The organism is Streptomyces cinnamoneus (assembly GCF_014650495.1).
Lineage (GTDB): Bacteria > Actinomycetota > Actinomycetes > Streptomycetales > Streptomycetaceae > Streptomyces > Streptomyces cinnamoneus.
The window spans coordinates 66,507-85,480 of sequence record NZ_BMVB01000004.1 but is presented as its reverse complement, the minus strand read 5'-3'; the positions used below and the strand labels follow the sequence as shown (position 1 = coordinate 85,480).

At 73.4% G+C, this 18,974-nt stretch carries 19 protein-coding genes; 10 read left to right on the top strand and 9 right to left on the bottom strand.

What is annotated here, in order from left to right:
• Nucleotides 1-12 precede the first annotated feature (12 nt).
• On the bottom strand, nt 13-1,521 hold the full coding sequence (locus IE182_RS07375; RefSeq protein ID WP_190108859.1) for an MFS transporter: 1,509 nt from the start codon (nt 1,519-1,521) through the stop codon (nt 13-15).
• Nucleotides 1,522-1,670: 149 nt separating this feature from the next.
• Between IE182_RS07375 and IE182_RS07370 the strand changes: the two genes are divergently transcribed.
• Both IE182_RS07370 and IE182_RS07365 read left to right on the top strand, forming a co-directional pair.
• Nucleotides 1,671-2,111 carry a MarR family winged helix-turn-helix transcriptional regulator gene (locus IE182_RS07370; protein WP_190108858.1) on the top strand — a complete coding sequence of 147 codons (441 nt, stop codon included), beginning with the start codon at nt 1,671-1,673 and terminating at the stop codon, nt 2,109-2,111.
• Nucleotides 2,112-2,225: 114 nt separating this feature from the next.
• On the top strand, nt 2,226-3,164 hold the full coding sequence (locus IE182_RS07365) for an MBL fold metallo-hydrolase (protein WP_190108857.1): 939 nt from the start codon (nt 2,226-2,228) through the stop codon (nt 3,162-3,164).
• Between the two features lie 25 nt (nt 3,165-3,189).
• Here IE182_RS07365 and IE182_RS07360 read toward each other — a convergent pair whose 3' ends face one another.
• Nucleotides 3,190-3,336: a hypothetical protein gene (locus IE182_RS07360; RefSeq protein ID WP_190108856.1), complete on the bottom strand. Its 147-nt coding sequence runs from the start codon at nt 3,334-3,336 to the stop codon at nt 3,190-3,192.
• Nucleotides 3,337-3,693: 357 nt separating this feature from the next.
• Between IE182_RS07360 and IE182_RS07355 the strand changes: the two genes are divergently transcribed.
• Both IE182_RS07355 and IE182_RS07350 read left to right on the top strand, forming a co-directional pair.
• Nucleotides 3,694-4,722: a phosphotransferase family protein gene (locus IE182_RS07355; RefSeq protein WP_190108855.1), complete on the top strand. Its 1,029-nt coding sequence runs from the start codon at nt 3,694-3,696 to the stop codon at nt 4,720-4,722.
• Nucleotides 4,723-4,728: 6 nt separating this feature from the next.
• Nucleotides 4,729-5,943: an acyl-CoA dehydrogenase family protein gene (locus tag IE182_RS07350; RefSeq protein ID WP_190108854.1), complete on the top strand. Its 1,215-nt coding sequence runs from the start codon at nt 4,729-4,731 to the stop codon at nt 5,941-5,943.
• 40 nt (nt 5,944-5,983) lie between these two features.
• Here IE182_RS07350 and IE182_RS07345 read toward each other — a convergent pair whose 3' ends face one another.
• Complete coding sequence (locus IE182_RS07345) at nt 5,984-6,595, bottom strand: TetR/AcrR family transcriptional regulator (protein ID WP_190108853.1); 612 nt, start codon at nt 6,593-6,595, stop codon at nt 5,984-5,986.
• 153 nt (nt 6,596-6,748) lie between these two features.
• On the opposite strand from IE182_RS07345, the gene IE182_RS07340 reads away from it, so the two are divergent.
• Nucleotides 6,749-8,086 carry an alpha/beta fold hydrolase gene (locus IE182_RS07340; RefSeq protein WP_190108852.1) on the top strand — a complete coding sequence of 446 codons (1,338 nt, stop codon included), beginning with the start codon at nt 6,749-6,751 and terminating at the stop codon, nt 8,084-8,086.
• A 169-nt stretch (nt 8,087-8,255) separates the two neighbouring features.
• On the top strand, nt 8,256-8,867 hold the full coding sequence (locus IE182_RS07335) for a hypothetical protein (protein ID WP_190108851.1): 612 nt from the start codon (nt 8,256-8,258) through the stop codon (nt 8,865-8,867).
• A 73-nt stretch (nt 8,868-8,940) separates the two neighbouring features.
• Here IE182_RS07335 and soxR read toward each other — a convergent pair whose 3' ends face one another.
• Entirely contained in the window at nt 8,941-9,402 is a 462-nt protein-coding gene (gene soxR / locus IE182_RS07330; protein WP_190108850.1) for a redox-sensitive transcriptional activator SoxR, read from the bottom strand.
• 15 nt (nt 9,403-9,417) lie between these two features.
• Nucleotides 9,418-10,050, bottom strand: a complete 633-nt coding sequence (locus IE182_RS07325) for a TetR/AcrR family transcriptional regulator (protein ID WP_190108849.1) — start codon at nt 10,048-10,050, stop codon at nt 9,418-9,420.
• A gap of 123 nt (nt 10,051-10,173) precedes the next feature.
• Here IE182_RS07325 and IE182_RS07320 point away from each other — a divergent pair, with 123 nt between their 5' ends.
• The gene (locus IE182_RS07320; protein WP_190108848.1) at nt 10,174-10,686 is read left to right on the top strand and encodes a DUF2165 domain-containing protein; all 513 of its coding nucleotides are present in this window, start codon (nt 10,174-10,176) and stop codon (nt 10,684-10,686) included.
• Here the strand turns inward: IE182_RS07320 and IE182_RS07315 are convergent.
• The gene (locus IE182_RS07315; RefSeq protein WP_190108847.1) at nt 10,683-11,771 is read right to left on the bottom strand and encodes a zinc-binding dehydrogenase; all 1,089 of its coding nucleotides are present in this window, start codon (nt 11,769-11,771) and stop codon (nt 10,683-10,685) included. The two genes, IE182_RS07320 and IE182_RS07315, sit on opposite strands and share 4 nt — an antisense overlap.
• Nucleotides 11,772-11,862: 91 nt before the next feature.
• Nucleotides 11,863-13,281 carry an aldehyde dehydrogenase family protein gene (locus IE182_RS07310; RefSeq protein ID WP_190108846.1) on the bottom strand — a complete coding sequence of 473 codons (1,419 nt, stop codon included), beginning with the start codon at nt 13,279-13,281 and terminating at the stop codon, nt 11,863-11,865.
• 216 nt (nt 13,282-13,497) lie between these two features.
• On the opposite strand from IE182_RS07310, the gene hmgA reads away from it, so the two are divergent.
• The gene (gene hmgA, locus IE182_RS07305) at nt 13,498-14,829 is read left to right on the top strand and encodes a homogentisate 1,2-dioxygenase (RefSeq protein WP_190108845.1); all 1,332 of its coding nucleotides are present in this window, start codon (nt 13,498-13,500) and stop codon (nt 14,827-14,829) included.
• Nucleotides 14,830-14,851: 22 nt separating this feature from the next.
• The gene (locus IE182_RS07300) at nt 14,852-15,601 is read left to right on the top strand and encodes a GntR family transcriptional regulator (protein WP_190108844.1); all 750 of its coding nucleotides are present in this window, start codon (nt 14,852-14,854) and stop codon (nt 15,599-15,601) included.
• A 120-nt stretch (nt 15,602-15,721) separates the two neighbouring features.
• Here the strand turns inward: IE182_RS07300 and IE182_RS07295 are convergent, their stop codons facing one another.
• On the bottom strand, nt 15,722-16,012 hold the full coding sequence (locus tag IE182_RS07295; protein WP_190108843.1) for a hypothetical protein: 291 nt from the start codon (nt 16,010-16,012) through the stop codon (nt 15,722-15,724).
• Nucleotides 16,013-16,248: 236 nt separating this feature from the next.
• On the opposite strand from IE182_RS07295, the gene IE182_RS07290 reads away from it, so the two are divergent.
• Nucleotides 16,249-17,928 carry a serine/threonine-protein kinase gene (locus IE182_RS07290; protein WP_190108842.1) on the top strand — a complete coding sequence of 560 codons (1,680 nt, stop codon included), beginning with the start codon at nt 16,249-16,251 and terminating at the stop codon, nt 17,926-17,928.
• On the opposite strand, the gene IE182_RS07285 is transcribed toward IE182_RS07290, so the two are convergent.
• Nucleotides 17,917-18,720 carry an SGNH/GDSL hydrolase family protein gene (locus tag IE182_RS07285; RefSeq protein ID WP_190108841.1) on the bottom strand — a complete coding sequence of 268 codons (804 nt, stop codon included), beginning with the start codon at nt 18,718-18,720 and terminating at the stop codon, nt 17,917-17,919. The two genes, IE182_RS07290 and IE182_RS07285, sit on opposite strands and share 12 nt — an antisense overlap.
• Between the last annotated feature and the right edge of the window lie 254 nt (nt 18,721-18,974).

Here is an 18,974-nt window from a genome sequence, read left to right as displayed (position 1 = left end):
CGGTGTTCGGGTTCAGCGTGCGGCGGGTGCGGTTTCAGCGTCGGGTGCGACGCCCCGGGCCGCCACCGCGGCGTCCCGCAGCGCGTGGATCTTCCGCAGGCCCAGCCAGGCCACCAGGGAGACCAGCAGGAAGGCGGTGCCCGCGATGACGAAGGTCAGGGTGAACTGGCTCTCGGCGGGGAGCTTGGGGGCGCCCGGCGGGAGGTGCTCGATGCTCTTGGAGGCGAGGACCGTGGTGATCATCGCGCTGCCGATGGCGCTGCCGGTCGAGCGGGAGATGGAGTTGATGCCGTTGGCTATGCCGGTCTGGTGGTGCGGCACGCTCGCGACGATCACGGCCGGCATGGCGGCGTAGCCGAAGCTGATGGCCGCGCCGACGAAGACGCCGGCGGCGATCACGGCGTAGGCGTGCTCGTGGTCCAGAGCGATCCAGACGAAGCCCACGGTGCCGATGAGCGAGGCGAGCAGCAGGACCAGGCGGGGGCCCTTGTGGCGGACGAGCTGGCCGCCGACGGGGGCGGCGAGCAGCGAGACGATCGTGCTGGGCAGCAGGAACTCGACCGAGGCCCGCAGGACGCTGGCGTCGAAGCCGTAGCCGGTGATCTTCGAGGGCATCTGGACCAGGTACGAGACGCCGATGAAGAGGGCGAAGGAGCCGAAGCCGACGAGCAGGCCGGCGAGGTTGGCGAAGAGCACCGGGCGGTGGGCGAACATCCGCATGTCGACCAGCGGCTCGCGGACCTTGCGCTCGACCAGCGTCCAGAGGGCGGCCATCGCCGCGGCGCCGGCGAAGCAGCCGATCGTGCGGGCGGAGGACCAGCCCCACTCGTGGCCCTGGGTGATGGGCAGCAGGAGCAGGACGAGCGTGCCGGCCAGGGTGAGGGCGCCCAGGACGTCCGTGCGGCCGCCGGTGGTCTCGCGGGTGGCGGGAACGAGCGCGGCGACGGCGATCAGGGCCAGCGTGGCGAGGCCGGTGGCCAGCCAGAAGGCGCTGCGGTAGTCGGGGTCGTCGCCGGAGGTGAGCAGGCCGGTGGCGACGAGGGCCAGGCCGCTGCCGAAGGCGAGGGTGCCGCTGACCATGGCCATGGCGCCGGGCAGCTTGGCCGGGCGGACCTCCTCGCGCAGCACGGACAGCGCGAGCGGGAAGATCGCGGTGGCGGCGCCCTGGAGCACCCGGCCGACGATCAGCCAGAGCAGTGAGTGGGTCACGGCGGCGAGGACGGAGCCCGCGACCATCACGACGAGGACGGCGACCAGGGTCTTCTTCTTGCCGTGCTGGTCGCCGAAGCGGCCGAGCAGCGGGGTGAAGACGGCGGCGGAGAGCAGGGTCGCGGTGGTGACCCAGCTGACGTCGGCGGAGGTGGTCTCCAGGTCGTTCTGGATGAGGCCCAGGATCGGCACGACGAGGGTCTGCATCATCGAGACGACCATGGCGGCCAGGCTCAGGGCGAAGACGATCACCGTCTCGTTCCGGCCGCCGGCCTGTTCTGCGGGCGCGGGCGCGGGCGCTGCGGAGGTCATGGAGGGAGGGGTTCCTTCGGGGTCACTTCGAGTTACTTCACGACATGGATGCTTGAGATCGTCAAGCAACTCGGACCACGGTAGGACCCAATAGTTCACATAGTCAAGTTAATGATTTAAGCCATCAAGCTCTTGAGTACACTTCACCCATGACCGGCACGCACCCCCAGCCCCCGACCAAGGCCCAGCTCCTGGAGCTGGTGGCCGCGCTCGGCACCGCACAGTGGCAGGACTTCGCGGCCGCCGCCGCCCGCCACGGCCTCACCTCCGTCCAGGCCAAGCTGCTGGCCCAGCTCAAGGGCCCGGTCCCGATGCGGGGCCTGGCCACCCTGCTGGTCTGCGACGCCTCCAACGTCACCGGCATCGTGGACCGGCTGGAGGCGCGCGGGCTGGTCCGCCGCGAGCCCGACCCCGCCGACCGCCGGGTGAAGAACGTCGTGGCCACCGAGGAGGGCCATGCGACGATCCGCCGGGTGCGCGCCGAGATGCAGGCCACGCACAGCGCGCTCGACGCGCTGGACGAGGAGGAGCGCACGGTGCTGTACGGGCTCCTGGAGCGGCTCCGCCCCGGCATGGAGCGCCGCGCCTGACCACGGCCGCCGGCCGCAACGCGCCCGCCCTGCAGGCCACGCGCCCGCCGGCCGCCGTATTCTGACGGTCGTTCGGAACGGCCCGCCCCGTGGCGGACGACACGGGAGGCATCCATGACCACGCTCAGCACCGCCGGCGAGGCAGCGGACACCGAGCCGTACACCGTCACCCTCGCACCGGGCGTGCACGCCTACGTCCAGCCCGACGGCGGCTGGTGCCTCAACAACGCCGGCTTCGTGTCCGACGGCGGCCGCACACTGCTGATCGACACGGCGGCCACCGAGCGCCGGGCGCGCCTGCTGCGCGACGCCGTGACCGCGAGCGGCGCCCCGCTGCCGACGATGCTGGTCAACACCCACCACCACGGCGACCACACCTACGGCAACTGCGTGTTCACCCCCGAGGCCACGGTCATCGGGCACGCCGACTGCCGCCGCGAGACCCTCGCCGCGGGCCTGCAGCTCCACCTCGCCTGGCCCGCCGTGGAGTACGGCGACATCGAGGTCACCGCACCCAACCTCACCTACACCGACGCGCTCACCGTCCACGTCGGCGACATCGAGGTCCAGCTGATCCACCCCGGCCCCGCGCACACCGTCGGCGACACGATCGCCTGGCTGCCGCAGCAGGGCATCGTCTTCACCGGCGACCTCGTCTTCAACGGCGGCACGCCCTTCGTCATGATGGGCTCGCTCAGCGGCTCGCTGCACGCCCTGGAGGTCCTGCGCGGCCTCGACGCGCACACCGTGGTGCCCGGCCACGGCCGCGTCACCGACCCCGGCGTCTACGACACCGTCGAGCGCTACCTCCGCTACGTCCAGGAGCTGGCCCGCACCTCCCGCGCCGCCGGTCACACCCCGCTGGAGGCCGCCCGCCGGGCCGACCTGGGCGAGTTCGCCGGCCTGCGCGAGAGCGAGCGCCTGGTGGCCAACCTGCACCGCGCCTACGCCGAGCTCGACGGCCGGCCCGTGGGCACGACGCTCGACCTGCTGCCCGTGCTCGGCGACATGACGCAGATGAACGGCGGGCGGCCCGTGGCCTGCCACGCCTGAGTCCGACGGGGCCGTGTGCCCGCCGCTACTCGCTTTCGCCCTTCCAGAAGACGGTGACGACGGTCCAGCCTCCGTTGCCGAGACCGATGACGACCACCAGCTGGCCCTCGGCCATCCCGATCGAGTAGCGCCAGTTGCCGTTCGGCTGGCAGGTGGCGCTGGGTCGTCTCATGGCCTCCGCGGGGCGGCGGCCCCGCGGTCGCCGATGCGTCCGCCGCGGGGCCGGCGATCACCGCCACCGCCGAGGTGACGAGGCTGAGGGCCAGGAGCCGAAGACGCTGCGAACTCTTCCCGGTGATTCCCTTTTTTTCCGGTGCTGTGCGCGCGGCTCGTCGGCCCGCTGTGGAGAAGCGTGCCCGATGTCGGTCTACGCGCGACCAGAAGATGATCAACTGCGATCGCCGCCGGGGCCGGATGCGCCCTGGACTGCATACCGACTGGTCGGCATCATGATCACGTCAGCAGGCGAAGGGCGTCCGCCGAGCGCGGCCCGACTCCCGTGAACCCGACTCCCGTGAAGGAGTACGCGATGAGCAAGGCCGGCCCCCTGCCGGGGCTCGATCCCCAGAGGTTGCGCGACCACCTGGAGCGTGAGCGCCCGGGGCTGGTGACCGGGCCGCTGGAGGCGGATCTGATCGAAGGCGGGCGCTCCAACCTCACGTACGCGGTGCGGGACTCCGCCGGTGGGCGGTGGGTGGTGCGCCGGCCCCCGCTGGGCCACGTGCTCGCCACCGCGCACGACATGGCCCGCGAGCACCGGGTGATCAGCGCGCTGCGCGACACGGCGGTGCCGGTCCCGCAGGCGCTGCTTCTGTGCGAGGACGAGGAGGTGCTCGGGGCGCCCTTCTACGTGATGGAGTTCGTGCCCGGCACCCCCTATCGCACGGCGGAGCAGCTGACCGCGCTCGGCCCGGGCCGGACGCGGGAGGTGGTGCTGGGGCTCGTCGACACCCTCGTGGAGCTGCACGCCGTGGACCCGGCGGCCGTGGGGCTCGGGGACTTCGGGCGCCCGGAGGGCTTCCTGGAGCGGCAGCTCCGGCGGTGGGGCAAGCAGCTGGCGGCGTCCCGCAGCCGCGAGCTGGCCGGGATCGACGAGCTGCACCGGGCCCTCGGCGCGGCGCTGCCCTCCTCCCCCGCGCCCGCCGTCGTGCACGGCGACTACCGGCTCGACAACGTCCTCGTCGGCGCCGACGACACCGTCCGGGCCGTCCTCGACTGGGAGATGTCCACGCTCGGCGACCCGCTCACCGACCTCGGCCTGCTCGTGATGTACAGCGAGCAGCAGGAGGTCCCGGGCTCGCCCCTGACGGCCACCCGCACGGCCCCCGGCCACCCGGCGCCCGCCGAGCTCGTCGAGCGCTACGCGGCCGGCTCCGGCCGCGACGTCTCGGCGCTGCCCTGGTACACCGCCTTCGCCTACTTCAAGCTCGCCGTGATCCTGGAGGGCATCCACCTGCGCCACACCCTCGGGCAGACCGTGGGCGCGGGCTTCGACCGCATCGGCGAGCTCGTCCCGCTCTTCATCGGCAACGGACTCACCACCCTGCAGGAAGGCTGAGCACCCATGGACTTCGCCTACGACGCCCGGACCGAGGAACTGCGCGGCCGGCTGCTGGCCTTCATGGACGAGCACGTGTACCCGGCGGAGGCCGCCGCCGAGGAGCAGCGGGCCGCGGCCGCCTCGCCCTGGGACGTCCCGCCCGTGGTGGAGGAGCTCAAGGCCGAGGCACGGCGGCGCGGGCTGTGGAACCTGTTCTTCCCCGGTGAGCGGTACGGCGCCGGGCTGACCAACCTCCAGTACGCGCCGCTGGCCGAGATCACCGGCCGCAGCCCCCAGCTGGCCCCCACCGCCCTCAACTGCGCCGCCCCCGACACCGGGAACATGGAGCTGCTGGCCCAGTTCGGCACCGAGGAGCAGCGCCGGCGGTGGCTGGAGCCGCTGCTGGCCGGTGAGATCCGCTCGGCCTTCGCCATGACCGAGCCGGACGTGGCCTCGTCGGACGCCACCAACGTGCAGACGCGGATCGAGCGCGACGGCGACGAGTACGTGATCACCGGCCGCAAGTGGTACATCTCCGGGGCCCTGCACCCCGACTGCCGGATCCTCATCGTCATGGGCAAGACCGACCCGGACGGGCCCGACGTGCGCCGGCAGCAGTCGATGGTGCTGGTCCCCCGCGACACGCCCGGCGTGGAGATCCGGCGGGCCATGCGGGTCTACGGCTACGAGGACCACTACCACGGCGGCCACGCCGAGGTGGTCCTCGACGGCGTCCGCGTCCCGGCCACGCACCTCGTCGGCGAGGAGGGCGGCGGCTTCGCCATCGCCCAGGCCCGGCTCGGCCCCGGCCGGATCCACCACTGCATGCGCCTGATCGGCATGGCCGAGCGGGCCATCGAGCTGATGTGCCGGCGGGCGGCGGCCCGCACGGCCTTCGGCAAGCCGCTCGCCCGCCAGGGGGTGGTGCAGGAGTGGATCGCCGATGCGCGGGTGGCGGTGGAGCAGCTGCGACTGCTGGTGCTCAAGACGGCCTGGCTGATGGACACCGTCGGCAACCGGGGGGCGCACACGGAGATCCAGGCCATCAAGATCGCGACGCCGCGGACGGTGGCGGACATCCTCGACAAGGCGGTGCAGCTGCACGGCGCCGGCGGCGTGGGCCAGGACTTCCCGCTGGCGGAGCTGTGGGCGGCGGCGCGGACGCTGCGCCTGGCGGACGGGCCGGACGAGGTGCACCAGCGGTCGCTGGCCCGGCGGGAGCTGGGACGCCACGCCTGAGGCCGTGGGCGGCCCCCGTGAAGATCCGCCATGTACGGACCTAGGGCCGCAGGGCCCGCAGGAGGAGGTCCGCGAGGTGGTCGGCGACCTGCCGGGCGCTGAGCGGGCCGTCCGGGCGGTACCAGCTGGCGAGGTGGTGGACGGAGCCGAAGTGGTAGTCGACCACCAGGTCGGCGGGGGTCGCCGAGCCGAAGACGCCCGTGCGCTGGCCCTCCTCCACCAGCGCGCGGAACCGCTCGTGGTAGCGGCGCCGTTCGGCCCGCACCTGCTTGAGCTTCTCGGGGCCGAGCTGGTGCATCGACCGGAAGAAGATCTTCGTGTCGTCGAGGTTCTCGATGGTCGTCACGACCACGTCGGCGGCTGCGTCCCGCAGCCGCTGCTCGACGGGGGCGTCGGCGCCCGCGAAGGCGTCGAGCCGCTCCTGCTGCAGGCGCAGGACGCGCCCGTAGACCTCGTGCAGCAGGTCGTCCTTCGAGCCGAAGTAGTGGTAGAGCGCGCCCTTGGTGACCCCCGCCGCCCGGACGATCTCCTGGACGGACGTGCGGTCGTAGCCCTGCTCGGCGAAGAGCCGGGTGGCGGCCGCGATCAGCCGCTGGGGTACGGGCCGTCCGCCGCCCTCCGTCGTGCCGGCCGTCGCCGTCGTGGTCGTCATCGCCACCCGCCTTTCCGTGAGCGGCACACTAACCAGTCGGTATGCCCGCGCGAAAGGGCTTCTCGCACGGGTGAACCGGTTGACGGGAGGCTGGACACGCCCTCTTGACGGCAGGAAGATGCGCGCACATCGGGACCGGCACAGGGGGACGACATGGCGGACGTGGGCGTGGAGCCGTACTGGGAACTGATGTTCGACGCCGAGGGGGACAGGGATCCGGGCGGCCGGGACGCCCTGATACGGGGGGTGGTGGACCGCGGCCTGACCGATCTGGTGATCTTCGCGCACGGCTGGAACAACAGCCGGTCGCTCGCCACCGGCCTCTACCGACGGTTCTTCGCCCCCTTCCCCGCCGTGTTCGCCGAGTGCGGCGACACCACCGCGCGCCTGGGCTACGGCGGGGTGATCTGGCCGTCGATGCGCTTCACCGACGAGCCCGTCCCCGACTTCCCGGACCTCCGCCCCGCGCTGACCGGCGACGGCCCGGCGCTGGAGCCCGGCACGCTGGAGGCGCTGGCGGCGGCCTTCCCCGGCAGCGAGACGCTGCTGGACCGGCTGGCCGAGCTGATCGAGCGGCGGCCCGCGGAGCCCGCACGACTGGAGGAGTTCGCCTCCCTCGTGCGCCGGCTCGTGGGGATGCCCGGTCCGGGGGCGGCCACTGGCACGGAGGACCCCGTTCTCCACGACGTGGATCCGGAGCCGGGCGCGTCCGGGGTGCCGGCGATGCTGACCGAGAACCCGCAGGCGGTCTGCGAGCGCTTCGCCGACGCCGTGGCCCCGCCCGGCTCGGCCCGGGCCGAGCTCTTCGGGAGCCTGGGGCGCCTGTGGAGCGGCGCCCTCGAACTGCTGCGGCAGAGCTCCTACTGGGAGATGAAGCGACGCGCGGGCCAGGTGGGGCAGCAGGGACTCGGCCCGCTCCTCGGGGAGCTCGCCGCGGCGTCCCCCGGCCTGCGGGTGCACCTGGTGGGGCACAGCTTCGGCGGGCGGCTCGTCGCGTTTGCCGTGCGCGGGCTGCCGGAGCGCGCACAGTGCGTGCACTCCCTCGTTCTGCTCCAAGGCGCCTTCTCGCACTACGCCTTCGCGCCCCGCCTGCCCTTCGCCCAGGACCGCTCGGGGGTCCTGAAGGACCTGCACCGCCGGGTCGCCGGGCCCGTGGTGTGCTGCCATTCGCGCCACGACCTGGCGCTGAGCGTGCTCTACCCGCTCGCCTCCCGGTTGTCCGGGGACACGCAGTCCGCGCTGGGCCTCGGCGACCCCCGGTGGGGCGCGATGGGCCACGACGGCGTCCAGGCCGTGACCGGCACCGGAACGCTGGAGCTCGGGCAGGCCCTGGCGGGCCCGCTGCCGGAGACCGGCTGCGTCAACGTCGACGTCGCGGCCGTCGTCCGGCACGGCGGACCGCCCTCCGGGGCCCACAGCGACATCTGCCACGGCGAGCTCGCCCGTCTCGTGCTGGTGGCCGGGCGGCTCGTACGCCCGTCGGTGGACTGAGGATCCGCCACCTTCGCACGGGCCCACATCTGTCGGCCCGATGGGGGTAGCAGAGCGGAAGTCGGCGCGTATCCCCTGCCGCGGGTCCGGATATCCGATGGATCCGATCGGCGGCGGGATACGTCCCTTCCATGTCGATCCGAGTCCGCGCCGCCGGAGGTGGGATGCAGTGGCAGGTTTCAGAGCACTAGCCCGGGAAGTCCGCAATCCACGGAACACCATCGCACTGCGCCGGACGTCCTTGCGCAAATGCCTCGAACGCTTCGCCCCGTACGGGCACCGGGCGACCTGGCGCCACCTGTGCGCCCGCGCCGGCCTCGCCCCCGACGACCGTTCCCCCGACCCCGCCCTGCTCATCGCCGCGCTGGCCGAGCTGGAGGAGGCGCGCGAGGTCTGGCTGGCCTACGAAGCGGAGTTCGCCGGCCGCCGCCGGCGCGAGAAGCACGACGGCATCCGCCAGCCCAGCGCCGTCGACGACTGGCACCGCAACACCTGGGGCGGCTGTGACATCGTGCCGTGCGCGTCCCCCGAGGTGACGCCGGCCGCTCCCCTCGCGGACGTGCTCCGCCGGATGATCAAAGCCATGGAGTCCGCCCCCGGCGATGCCTGCCCCGTGTGCGCCCAGGAACGCATCGAGTGGCGCACGGACCTGGAGCGCTACCCGCTCCAGGGCCCGGTGTGCACGGACTGCGGCATCGTCGTGCCCGTGCCCGTCCTCACCCCCGCCGCGCTCTCCGCGGCCCGGCGGTACACCTTCGCCGAGCGCTACGCGGCGGTGTGAGGCCGCTCCCCGGGGGCGCCCCCGGGGAGCGGCCGGACGCCCGGTGACCGGCCGCGGGAGCGGTGTGCGGCCGTCAGGACGTGCGCTGGCCGTACAGCAGCGAGCCGGTGCCCATACCGCCGAAGCGGTCGTCGGGGTTGGACAGCGCGCACTTGTCCAGCGACAGACAGCCGCAGCCGATGCAGTCGTCCAGGCGGTCGCGCAACGCGCCGAGCTGCCGTATCCGTTCGTCCAGCTCGGTCCGCCAGACCTCGGACAGCCGTGCCCAGTCGGCGCGGTTGGGGGTGCGCTCGTCGGGCAGTTCGGCGAGCGCGTCACGGATCGTGGCGAGCGGGATGCCGACACGCTGGGCGGCGCGGATGAAGGCGACCCGGCGCAGCGCGTCACGGTCGTAGCGGCGCTGGTTGCCGGCCGTGCGACGGCTGCTGATCAGGCCCTTGGTCTCGTAGAAGTGCAGGGCGGAGACGGCTGCGCCGCTGCGCGCGGAGAGCTGTCCGACGGTCAGCTCGTGGATTTTGTTCGAAATCTGCGGCACGGCTCAGACTGTACGTCAGACGCCGGTGGGCAGGGTGCCGTCGTACCCCACCATGCGCAGCACCAGCCCGGCGTGCAACTCGCCGACCTCGTCGGGGGTGCGCTTGCCCTCGACGTTGAACCAGCGGGCGACGTCGATGCACAGGGAGAGCACGGCGAGGGTGGTGCCGCGCACGTCGGGGACGTCGAAGTCGCCGGCGGCGACGCCGTCCTCGATGATGGCGCGCACGGCGGCGTCGGTGTCCCGGCGCATGCCGAGGATCTCCGCGTAGTGCTCCTCGCCGAGCGCGCCGAGCTCGTACTGCACGACCCGCGCGGTGGTGTGGTGCTCGGCGTGCCAGCGCACGAAGCGGCGGACGGCGGCGGCGAGCCGCTCGGCGGGGGTGCCGGCGCCGTCGCGGGCCTGCCGGAGGATGTCGAGGGCGAGGCGGTGGCCGACGCTGCTGATGCGGAAGAGGAGCTCTTCCTTGGTCCGGTAGTGGATGTAGAGCGCGGCAGGGCTCATGCCGGCGCGGCCGGCGATGTCGCGGGTGGTGGTGGCGTGATAGCCGCGCTCGGCGAACGCCTGGACGGCGGCGGTCAGCAGCCTCCGTGCGGCGTCGGGCGTCACGTCGGCCCACTCCTCGGTCCGCTGCGCCTCCGCACCCATGCCGTGCCCCGCTCTCCGGGCCGCTCCGGGCCCCTCGCCGTCGGAAGGACGAACACCATACCCCGAACCTGAGCAAGCGCTTAGGGGGCGTACGGCTCCGGTCCCGGGGGAAGGAATCACCCCATGACCGCTGAGCGCACCCTGCCCGTGGCGGCCACGGTGCTGACCGCCACGGTGGCGGTCTACATCACCCTCGTCGCCTTCGGCAACATCACCGACTTCGGCACCAACCAGGAGTTCGTCCGGCACGTCCTGGCGATGGACACGACCTTCGAGGACGATGACCTGATGTGGCGGGCCGTCACGGACCCCGCGGTCCAGGACGCCGCCTACGTGCTCATCATCGTATGGGAGACGCTGGCCGCCGCCCTGCTGATCGCCGCCACCGTGCTGTGGGTCCGCGGCCTGGGCCGGTCCGGCCCCGGCTACGGCGCGGCCCGGCGTGCCACCACGGTGGGACTGCTGATGCTCATGCTGCTGTTCGGGCTGGGCTTCATCGCCATAGGCGGCGAGTGGTTCGCCATGTGGCAGTCGGCCAAGTGGAACGGACTGCAGGCCGCGCTCCGCACCTTCACGCTCGCCGGCTTCGTGCTGATACTGATCCATCTGCCGTCCCCGCAGTGGCACCGGGACTAGTCCGGGAAGACCACCAGGGCCCGGCCGCCGCGGCCGGCCAGCATCGCCTCGAACGCCTCCGGGATGCCGTCGAGGTCCGTGCGCGCCGTCACCATGCCCGCCAGGTCCAGCCGCCCCGCGCGCACGTGGGCGGCGATGGCGGGCAGGTCCCGGGCCGGGTCGCTGTTGCCGTAGACGCAGCCGTTGAGGGTGCGGCCGAAGTAGAAGAGCTCCAGCGCCGAGAAGGCCACCTGCTGGTCGCGGCCGCCGATGCCGACGACGGTGGTGCGGCCGCCCCGGCGGGTGGAGGTCCATGCGGTGCGAATGGTGCCGGCGTGGCCGACGCACTCGACGGCCACGTCCACGCCGTGGCCGCCGGTCAGCTCCCGGACCGTCCGTGCGGTGTCCTCGGAGGCGACGACGAACGCGGTGGCCCCGGCGGCGCGGGCCAGCGCCTCCTTCTCCGGGGACACGTCCACCGCCACGATCGACGCCGCCCCGGCGATCCGCGCGGCCTGCAGCACGGACAGGCCCACCCCGCCGACGCCGTAGACCGCCACCGTCTCGCCGGCCCGCACCCGGGCGCTGTGGTGCACCGCGCCGTAGCCGGTGAGCACCGCGCAGCCCAGCAGGGCCGCCTCCACCAGCGGGATGCCGTCGGGCAGCGGCAGCACCGCGCTCGCCCGCACCACGGTCTCCTCGGCGAAGACCGCGGTGCCCAGGCCCGGGTAGAGCGCGGAGCCGTCCCGGCGCAGGGTGGCGTACGGGGCGCCGGCACCGGTCGCGGCGTCGGCGCACAGCCAGGGCTCGTCCAGGCCGCAGAAGTGGCAGGAGCGACAGGAGGGCGCCCAGTTGAGGACGACCCGGTCGCCGGGTGCCACCTCGTGCACGCCCTCGCCCACGGCGGTGACGGTGCCCGACCCCTCGTGGCCGAGCACGGCCGGGACCGGCTGGCGCAGGGTGCCGTTGGAGAGCGAGAGGTCGGAGTGGCAGACCCCGGCGGCGGCGAGCCTCACCCGCACCTGCCCCGGGCCGGGGGCGGGCAGGTCGATCTCGGTGATCTCCAGCGGGGCGCCCACGGCGGGCAGGACGGCGGCGCGAACCATGGCGAACCCTTTCTCAGGTCTCTCCGGGCCGGTGCGGACTGTGCGCTCCGGCGGACGGCGGGCGGGGTGGACCGGGCCGGCGGGCCCGGGTTCAGAACTGGAGGGACTTGGTCTGCAGGTACTCGGTCAGACCGTGCACGCCCAGCTCCCGGCCGATCCCCGACTGCTTGTGGCCGCCGAAGGGGGCGAGCAGGTTGAACCGGCCGCCGTTGATGTCGACCTGCCCGGTGTCCATGCGGCGGGCGAAGGCGGCGGCCCGCTCCTCGTCCTGCGCCCACACCGCGCCGGCCAGCCCGTAGACCGTGCCGTTGGCGATGCGCAGGGCCTCCTCCTCGTCCTCGTACTTCATGACGCAGACGACGGGCCCGAAGATCTCCTCCTGGGCGATGGTCATCCCGGGCGTGACGTCGGCGAAGACGGTCGGGCGGACGTAGTAGCCCTTCTCACGGCCCTCCGGGGCCCCGGGCCCGCCCACGACCAGGCGCGCACCCTCCTCGATGCCCCGGGTGACGTAGCCGGTGACCCGCTCGCGCTGCGCCGCGCTGACGAGGGGCCCCAGCCGGGTGGCGGGGTCGGCGGGGTCGCCGGGCACGTAGTCCTGCACGGCCCCGGCGGCGATCCGGACGGCTTCCTCGTAGTGGTCGGCGTGGACCAGCAGCCGCGTCAGGGCGTTGCAGGACTGGCCGGCGTTGCGCATGACGTCGGCGACGGTGGTGGTGACGGCCCGGGTGAGGTCCGCGCCCGGGAGGACGACGCAGGCGGACTTGCCGCCGAGTTCGAGGGCGACCCGCTTGATCGCCGCGCCCGCGGCCGCGGCGACGGATCTGCCGACGGCCGTCGAGCCGGTGAAGGAGACGAGGTCGACGCCCCCGTGCTCGGCCAGTGCCCGGCCGGCGACCTCGCCCAGGCCGGTGACCAGGTTGAACACGCCGGCCGGGAAGCCCGCGTCCGCCACGCACTCGGCGAAGAGCTGTGCGGTCAGCGGCGTGTCCTCGGCGGGCTTGAGGACGACCGTGCAGCCCGCGGCGAGGGCCGGGGCGACCTTGGCGACGATCTGGTGGAGCGGGTAGTTCCAGGGGGTGATCGCAGCGACGACGCCGACCGGCTCGTGCAGGACGGTGGAGTTGCCGATGCGCTCCTCGAACGCGTGCTCCGCGGCCAGCTCGGCGTACGAACCGGCGACGGCGACCGGCACGCCGGCGTGGACGCGCAGGGCGAAGCCGGTGGGCGAGCCGAGCTCGGCGGTGACGGTGGCGGCCACCTCCTCCTGCCGGGCGGCGAGCGCGTCGCGCAGCGCGGCGAGGTACTCGCCGCGCCGGGCGGGCGGGGTGGCGGCCCAGGCCGGCAGGGCCGCACGGGCGGCCCGTACGGCGGCGTCGACGTCCTCGGCGGTGCCCGCCGGGACGACCCCGATGACCTGCTCGTCGGCCGGGTTGACCACCTCGGTCGTGTCACGGCCCGCAGCGGGCCGCCAGCTGCCGTCGATGTACATCCCGTCGTGGGCGATCACAGGTCTTCTCCTCGCGGTGCGGTGCGCTCGGTCGCCCTCGACCCTACCCACCGGTAGGACGAACTGACCAGCAACTGCGTCCCGCTCCGGCCGATTTGGCCGGTCCGTGGGGCGACTCCCGGGCGGTCCCGGACACGACGGCCGCTGATCCATTGACGCGCCCGGCCGGGAATCCTACGGTCTCCCATAGGAATCCACCGGCAGCGGGAGCACGCGATGAGCGGTAGCGGCAACGAGCAGGCGCGGAAGACGGCCGAGGGGCTGACGTATCTGTCCGGCTTCGGCAACGAGCACAGCAGCGAGGCTCTGCCCGGTGCCCTGCCGCACGGGCGCAATTCCCCGCAGCGGGCGCCGCTCGGCCTCTACGCGGAGCAGCTGAGCGGCTCCGCCTTCACCGAGCCCCGCGCCCACAACCTGCGCTCGTGGCTGTACCGCATCCGCCCCTCGGCCGCCCACCCGCCGTTCACCCGGACCGACAACGGCGCCGTGCGCGGCGCGCCCTTCACCGAGACCGTGCCCGACCCCAACCGGCTGCGCTGGGACCCGATGCCGGAGCCCGCCGCGGGCACCGACTTCCTGGCCGGCCTGTGGACCCTGGGCGGCAACGGCGACGCCGCGCAGCGCACGGGCATGGCCGTGCACCTGTACGCCGCCAACGCCTCGATGAGCCGGGTGTTCAGCGACGCCGACGGCGAGCTGCTGATCGTGCCGGAGCGCGGCGGGCTGCTGCTGCGCACCGAATTCGGGCTGCTGCGCGCCGAGCCGGGGCACGTGGCGCTGATCCCGCGCGGCGTGCGCTTCCGGGTGGAGCTGCTGGACGAGCAGGCCCGCGGCTACGTCTGCGAGAACTACGGCAAGCCCTTCGTCCTGCCCGACCTGGGCCCGATCGGCGCGAACGGTCTGGCGAACGCCCGGGACTTCCTGGCTCCGGTGGCGGCCCACGAGGACGTCGAGGGCCCGGTCGAGGTGGTCAACAAGTTCTGCGGCAACCTCTGGACGGCGACCTACGACCACTCGCCGCTGGACGTGGTCGCCTGGCACGGCAACTACGTCCCCTACGTCTACGACCTGCGCCGCTTCAACGTCATCGGCTCGATCAGCTACGACCACCCGGACCCGTCGATCTTCACGGTCCTCACCTCGCCGTCCGACACCCCGGGCCTGGCGGGCGTCGACTTCGTGGTGTTCGCCCCGCGCTGGCTGGTGGGCGAGGACACGTTCCGGCCGCCGTACTTCCACCGGAACGTGATGAGCGAGTACATGGGCCTGATCGAGGGCGCCTACGACGCGAAGACGGCCGGAAAGGGCGGCTTCGTGCCGGGCGGCGGTTCGCTGCACAACATGATGTCGGCGCACGGCCCGGACCGGGACACCTTCGAACGGGCGAGCGCGGCGGAGCTGGCTCCGCAGAAGCTGGACGACGGGCTGGCCTTCATGTTCGAGACGCGCTGGCCGCTGACCCTCACCGGACGGGCGGCGGGGGCCCGTCACCTGCAGACGGGGTACGACGCGGTGTGGCAGGGTCTGCAGCGCCACTTCGACCGCTGACGCCGCAGGAGCCGGAGCCACCGTGACCACCTTCGCCCCCGACTCCCTCGCGCTCAACCGCAAGCTGCCGCTGTGGTACCAGGTCTCCCAGTCGCTGCGCGCCTCCATATTGGGGCGGCGTCCGGACGACCCGCTGCGCCTGCCCACCGAGGAGGCCCTCGCCGAGCACTACGGCGTCAGCGTGCTGACCATGCGGCAGGCGCTGAAGGAGCTGGAGGCGGAGGGGCTGATCAGCCGGCACCGGCGGCGCGGCACCTTCATCGAGCCGAGCGCCCGGCGAGGCTCTCCCGTGCGGCTGCTCGGCTCGGTGGACACGATCGTCGCGCAGCAGTCCGGCGAACGCACGGCGGTGCTGGACCACGGGCCGGTCGCCGTCCCGGCCGACCTGGCCGAGCACTTCCCCGGGATGGAGGAGGCGGTCGCCTACCGGCGGCTGCGCTGCGACGGGACGTCGGGCGAGCCGACGAACTGGGCGGAGAACCTCGTCCGGCCGGAGGTGGCCGAGCGCATCGACGTGGCGGACCTCGCGCGCTGGCCGATGACGAAGGTGCTGCGCGACGCGGTGGGGGTGCGGATCAGCCGCATCACGGACACGGTCGAGGCGCGCCTGGCGGACCCGGAGACGGCCCGTCTCCTGCAGGTGCCGCTGCTGAGCCCGATCCTGCACTACACGGGCGTGACCTACGACGAGTCGGGCCACGCCGTCGACGTGGCCCGTATCCGCTACCGCGGTGACCGCTTCTCGTTCACGGTCACGCTGGACGTGCACTGAGCAAGGCTCGGGGCGGACACGGAACGAAGGAGCGGGGTGTACGCCCCGGCCGGGGGTGCCGTGGGTGTGCCGGATGGCCGGCCCCGGGGAAAAGGGCAGGCCGTGCGGGCCGGGGCCGGGTCAGGCGTGGTTGCCGCCGCTGTGGCTGCCGAAGAGCGAACGGCGCAGCCGCCGCAGCGGGGCGAACAGGGAGACCCGGGCGGTCCGGCTCCGGCTCGCGCCCTTGCCGGCCCGGGCGTGCTCGCGCGAGGTCAGCTCACGCATCAGCACGGTCGCACCCTCGACCTCGCGCTGCGGCAGGGCGGGCCCGCCGAGCACCGCGAGGTGACGGTCGAGGCGCGCGCTCGACGCACCGCTCCCGTAAGTAATGGCAGGCACACGCGGCCTGCTGCGCATTGTTATCTGATCCATGACACTCCCCACCCGTACGAGGCACCCGGCCCAGGCAGGGTAACCCTATCGCCCCATCGCGTCACCCGCGCATCGGCGGGGCCGATTCACCACCCCGTCAAGGGGGTTGACGTGCCTGGCGTGAACCTGACGTCACTGTGCGCGAGTTGACCAGGACAATACGGCACGAGGGTAGGGGCAATCACGCTACGTTGCGGTACATTCACCCCGAATTGCTCTCGGGGGAGGGACACGGCATGGACACGGCTTCCGGCGCCGGACGAGTGCTGGCGGGCCGCTACCGGCTGCTGGGCGAGCTGGGGCGCGGCGGCATGGGCGTGGTATGGCGGGCGCGGGACGAGGTCCTGGGCCGGGAAGTGGCGGTCAAAGAGGTGCGCGCCCCCGCCGGCCTGCCGGATCGTGACGTGCGCCATCTCTACGCCCGGCTGGAGCGCGAGGGGCGCGCGGCGGCGCGCATCTCCCACCGCAACGTCGTCACCGTGCACGACGTGGCCGGTGACGAGGGCCGGCCGTGGATCGTCATGGAACTGGTGCGCGGCATGTCGCTGGCCGACCTGCTGGAAGCGGAGGGCCCCCTGGAGCCGGCGCGGGCGGCGCACATCGGCGCGGAAGTGCTGGCCGCGCTCCGGGGGGCGCACGCCGTGGGCGTGCTGCACCGCGACGTGAAACCGGGAAACGTCCTCATCGCCAACGACGGGCGTGTCGTCCTCTCCGACTTCGGCATCGCGATGATCGAGGGCACGTCGGCGCTGACGGCGACCGGCCAGCTGGTGGGCTCGCCCGAGTACCTGGCGCCCGAGCGCGCCCTCGGGCACCCGCCGGGGCCCGAGTCGGACCTGTGGTCGCTCGGCGTGATGCTCTACGCCGCGGTGGAGGGTGCCTCGCCGTTCCGTCAGGACACGCCGCTGAGCACGCTGCGGGCCGTGGTCGACGCGGAGCTGCCGCCGCCGCGGCGGGCGGGCGCGCTGGCGCCCGTGCTCGACGGGCTGCTGCGCAAGGATCCCGCGCAGCGGATCGGGGTGGACGAGGCCGAGCAGTTCCTGCGGACGGTGGCCGCCGGGGGCGGCCGGCCCGTGGCACCGCCGGGCGGCGGCCACGCCCCGACGGTCGCGGCGCATCCCGCACCCGGGTCCGGGCAGCCGGCACGGGACGGCCGGGGTGCGGGCGGTCCGGCGGGCGCGCCGCAGGGGCGCGCACCGGAGCCCGGGCCGGGCGCGCCCGTCCCCGGCACGCCGGGGCCCGGGCGGCGGGGCAGGTGGGCGCTCGCGGTCGGCGCGCTGGTCACGGGGCTCGCCGCGGCCGGGCTGGTGTGGGCGCTGACCGGCGGGGGCGGCTCGGGCGGCGGCTCGTCGGCGGGCGGCGCCTCGACGGGCGGCGGCAAGGACGCGGCCCCGCAGGACGGCGCCGGGACGTCGGCCCCCTCCTCCTCGGCGGGGTCCGGCCGGGCCGTGGTGACCGTGACGATCGCCGCGCTGCGCGACCGCTATTCCGGGCCCTGCCCGGCCCCGGTGGGCTCCGCGCCCGTCTTCCAGGCGGCCGTCGCCGTCGACCGGACCCCGGTGGACGTCGGCTACCGCTGGGTGACGGGCAGCGGGAGCGTGACGGACGGCGGCTGGAAGACCGTCCGGATCGGGGAGGGCGAGCGGAGCGTGGTGCTCAAGCACACCGAGGTGAGCCACCGCCCGAGCGACCCGGACCAGGACTGGATGGCGCTGGAGGTCAGGAGCCCGCGGCAGCTGACGTCCCGTCGCATTCCGTTCACGGTGTCCTGCACGGCGCCCCCGGCGGGCACGCCGTCCTCGCCCCGGCCGTCCCCGGCCCCGTCCTCGCCCGGGCGTTTGACGCCGGGCCCGTCGGGGGCGTCGGCGACGGGCCCGGGCGGTTACTCCGGTGGGGCGTACGGCTCAGGCCACTGACGAGAAGACGGGCAGGTAGCCGCGCGACTGGCCGGTGGCGGTCGGGTGGTAGGACTCGTCGACGGGGAACGTCACGCTGTTGAGCCAGGAGCTGCCGGAACAGATCTCGTGGCCGCCGAAGGTGGTGTTGACGTCGCCGAAGTCGAAGCCGTGGTCGGCGGCGCGCTTGGCGATGACGGAGTTGATGTGGTCGGCGGCGGCGTTGATGGCCTTCCTCTTGGTGTCGCTCAGACCGACACAGACGCCGCCGGTCCGGTAGAAGCGCGGGTAGCCCATGACGACGACCTGGGCGTGGGGGGCTCTGGAGCTGATGGCGGAGTAGACGCCGTCGAGCTTGGCGGGCAGTTCGTCCTGGATGAAGGCGCGGGCTCTGGCGATGCGGTCCAGGCACGTGCTGTCGGAGTTGAGCACGCAGGTCGACATGGTGTCGGCGAATCCGGCGTCGTTGCCGCCGATGCTGATGCTGACGAGCCCGGTGGAGGCGTTGAGGGGGCCGAGCTGGCCGCTGAGGACATCACCCGTCCGGGCGCCCGAACAGGCGGTGAAGGCGAAGCTCGCGGGGGCGTGCTCGGCGGCCCAGAGGGCGGGGAACGCCTTGGTGCTGCGTTTGCAGCTGCCGCTGGAGGAGTCGTAGCTGCCGGCCCCGACGCCGGCGGTGTAGGAGTCACCGAGGGCGACGTAGGCGGGAGTTGCGCCGCCGTCGTCCGCGTGGGCGGTACCGGCTCCGGTGAGGGCGAGGGCGGCCGTGAGGACCAGCGCGGAGAAAGCACCCGCGCAACGGGACAGTTTCATGGAACCTCCTTTAGCAGGGTTTTCAACTACCTCCGTGGTAGCAGCGACCCTGTGTCACCGGAAGTGTCCATGCCAAAACTGACAACAAGCTGACAACCACCCTGTCAGGGCGGCCAGTTGACGAGCAGTTGACCATATGTCCGACAGTCGGGAGGCGTCACCGACCGTTCATCCGACGGACTGACTCCGGTTGTGCGGGAGTCGCCGAGGGGGGCCTGTTCGCATGGCCTTCACATCTTGACGGGCCCCGCCGA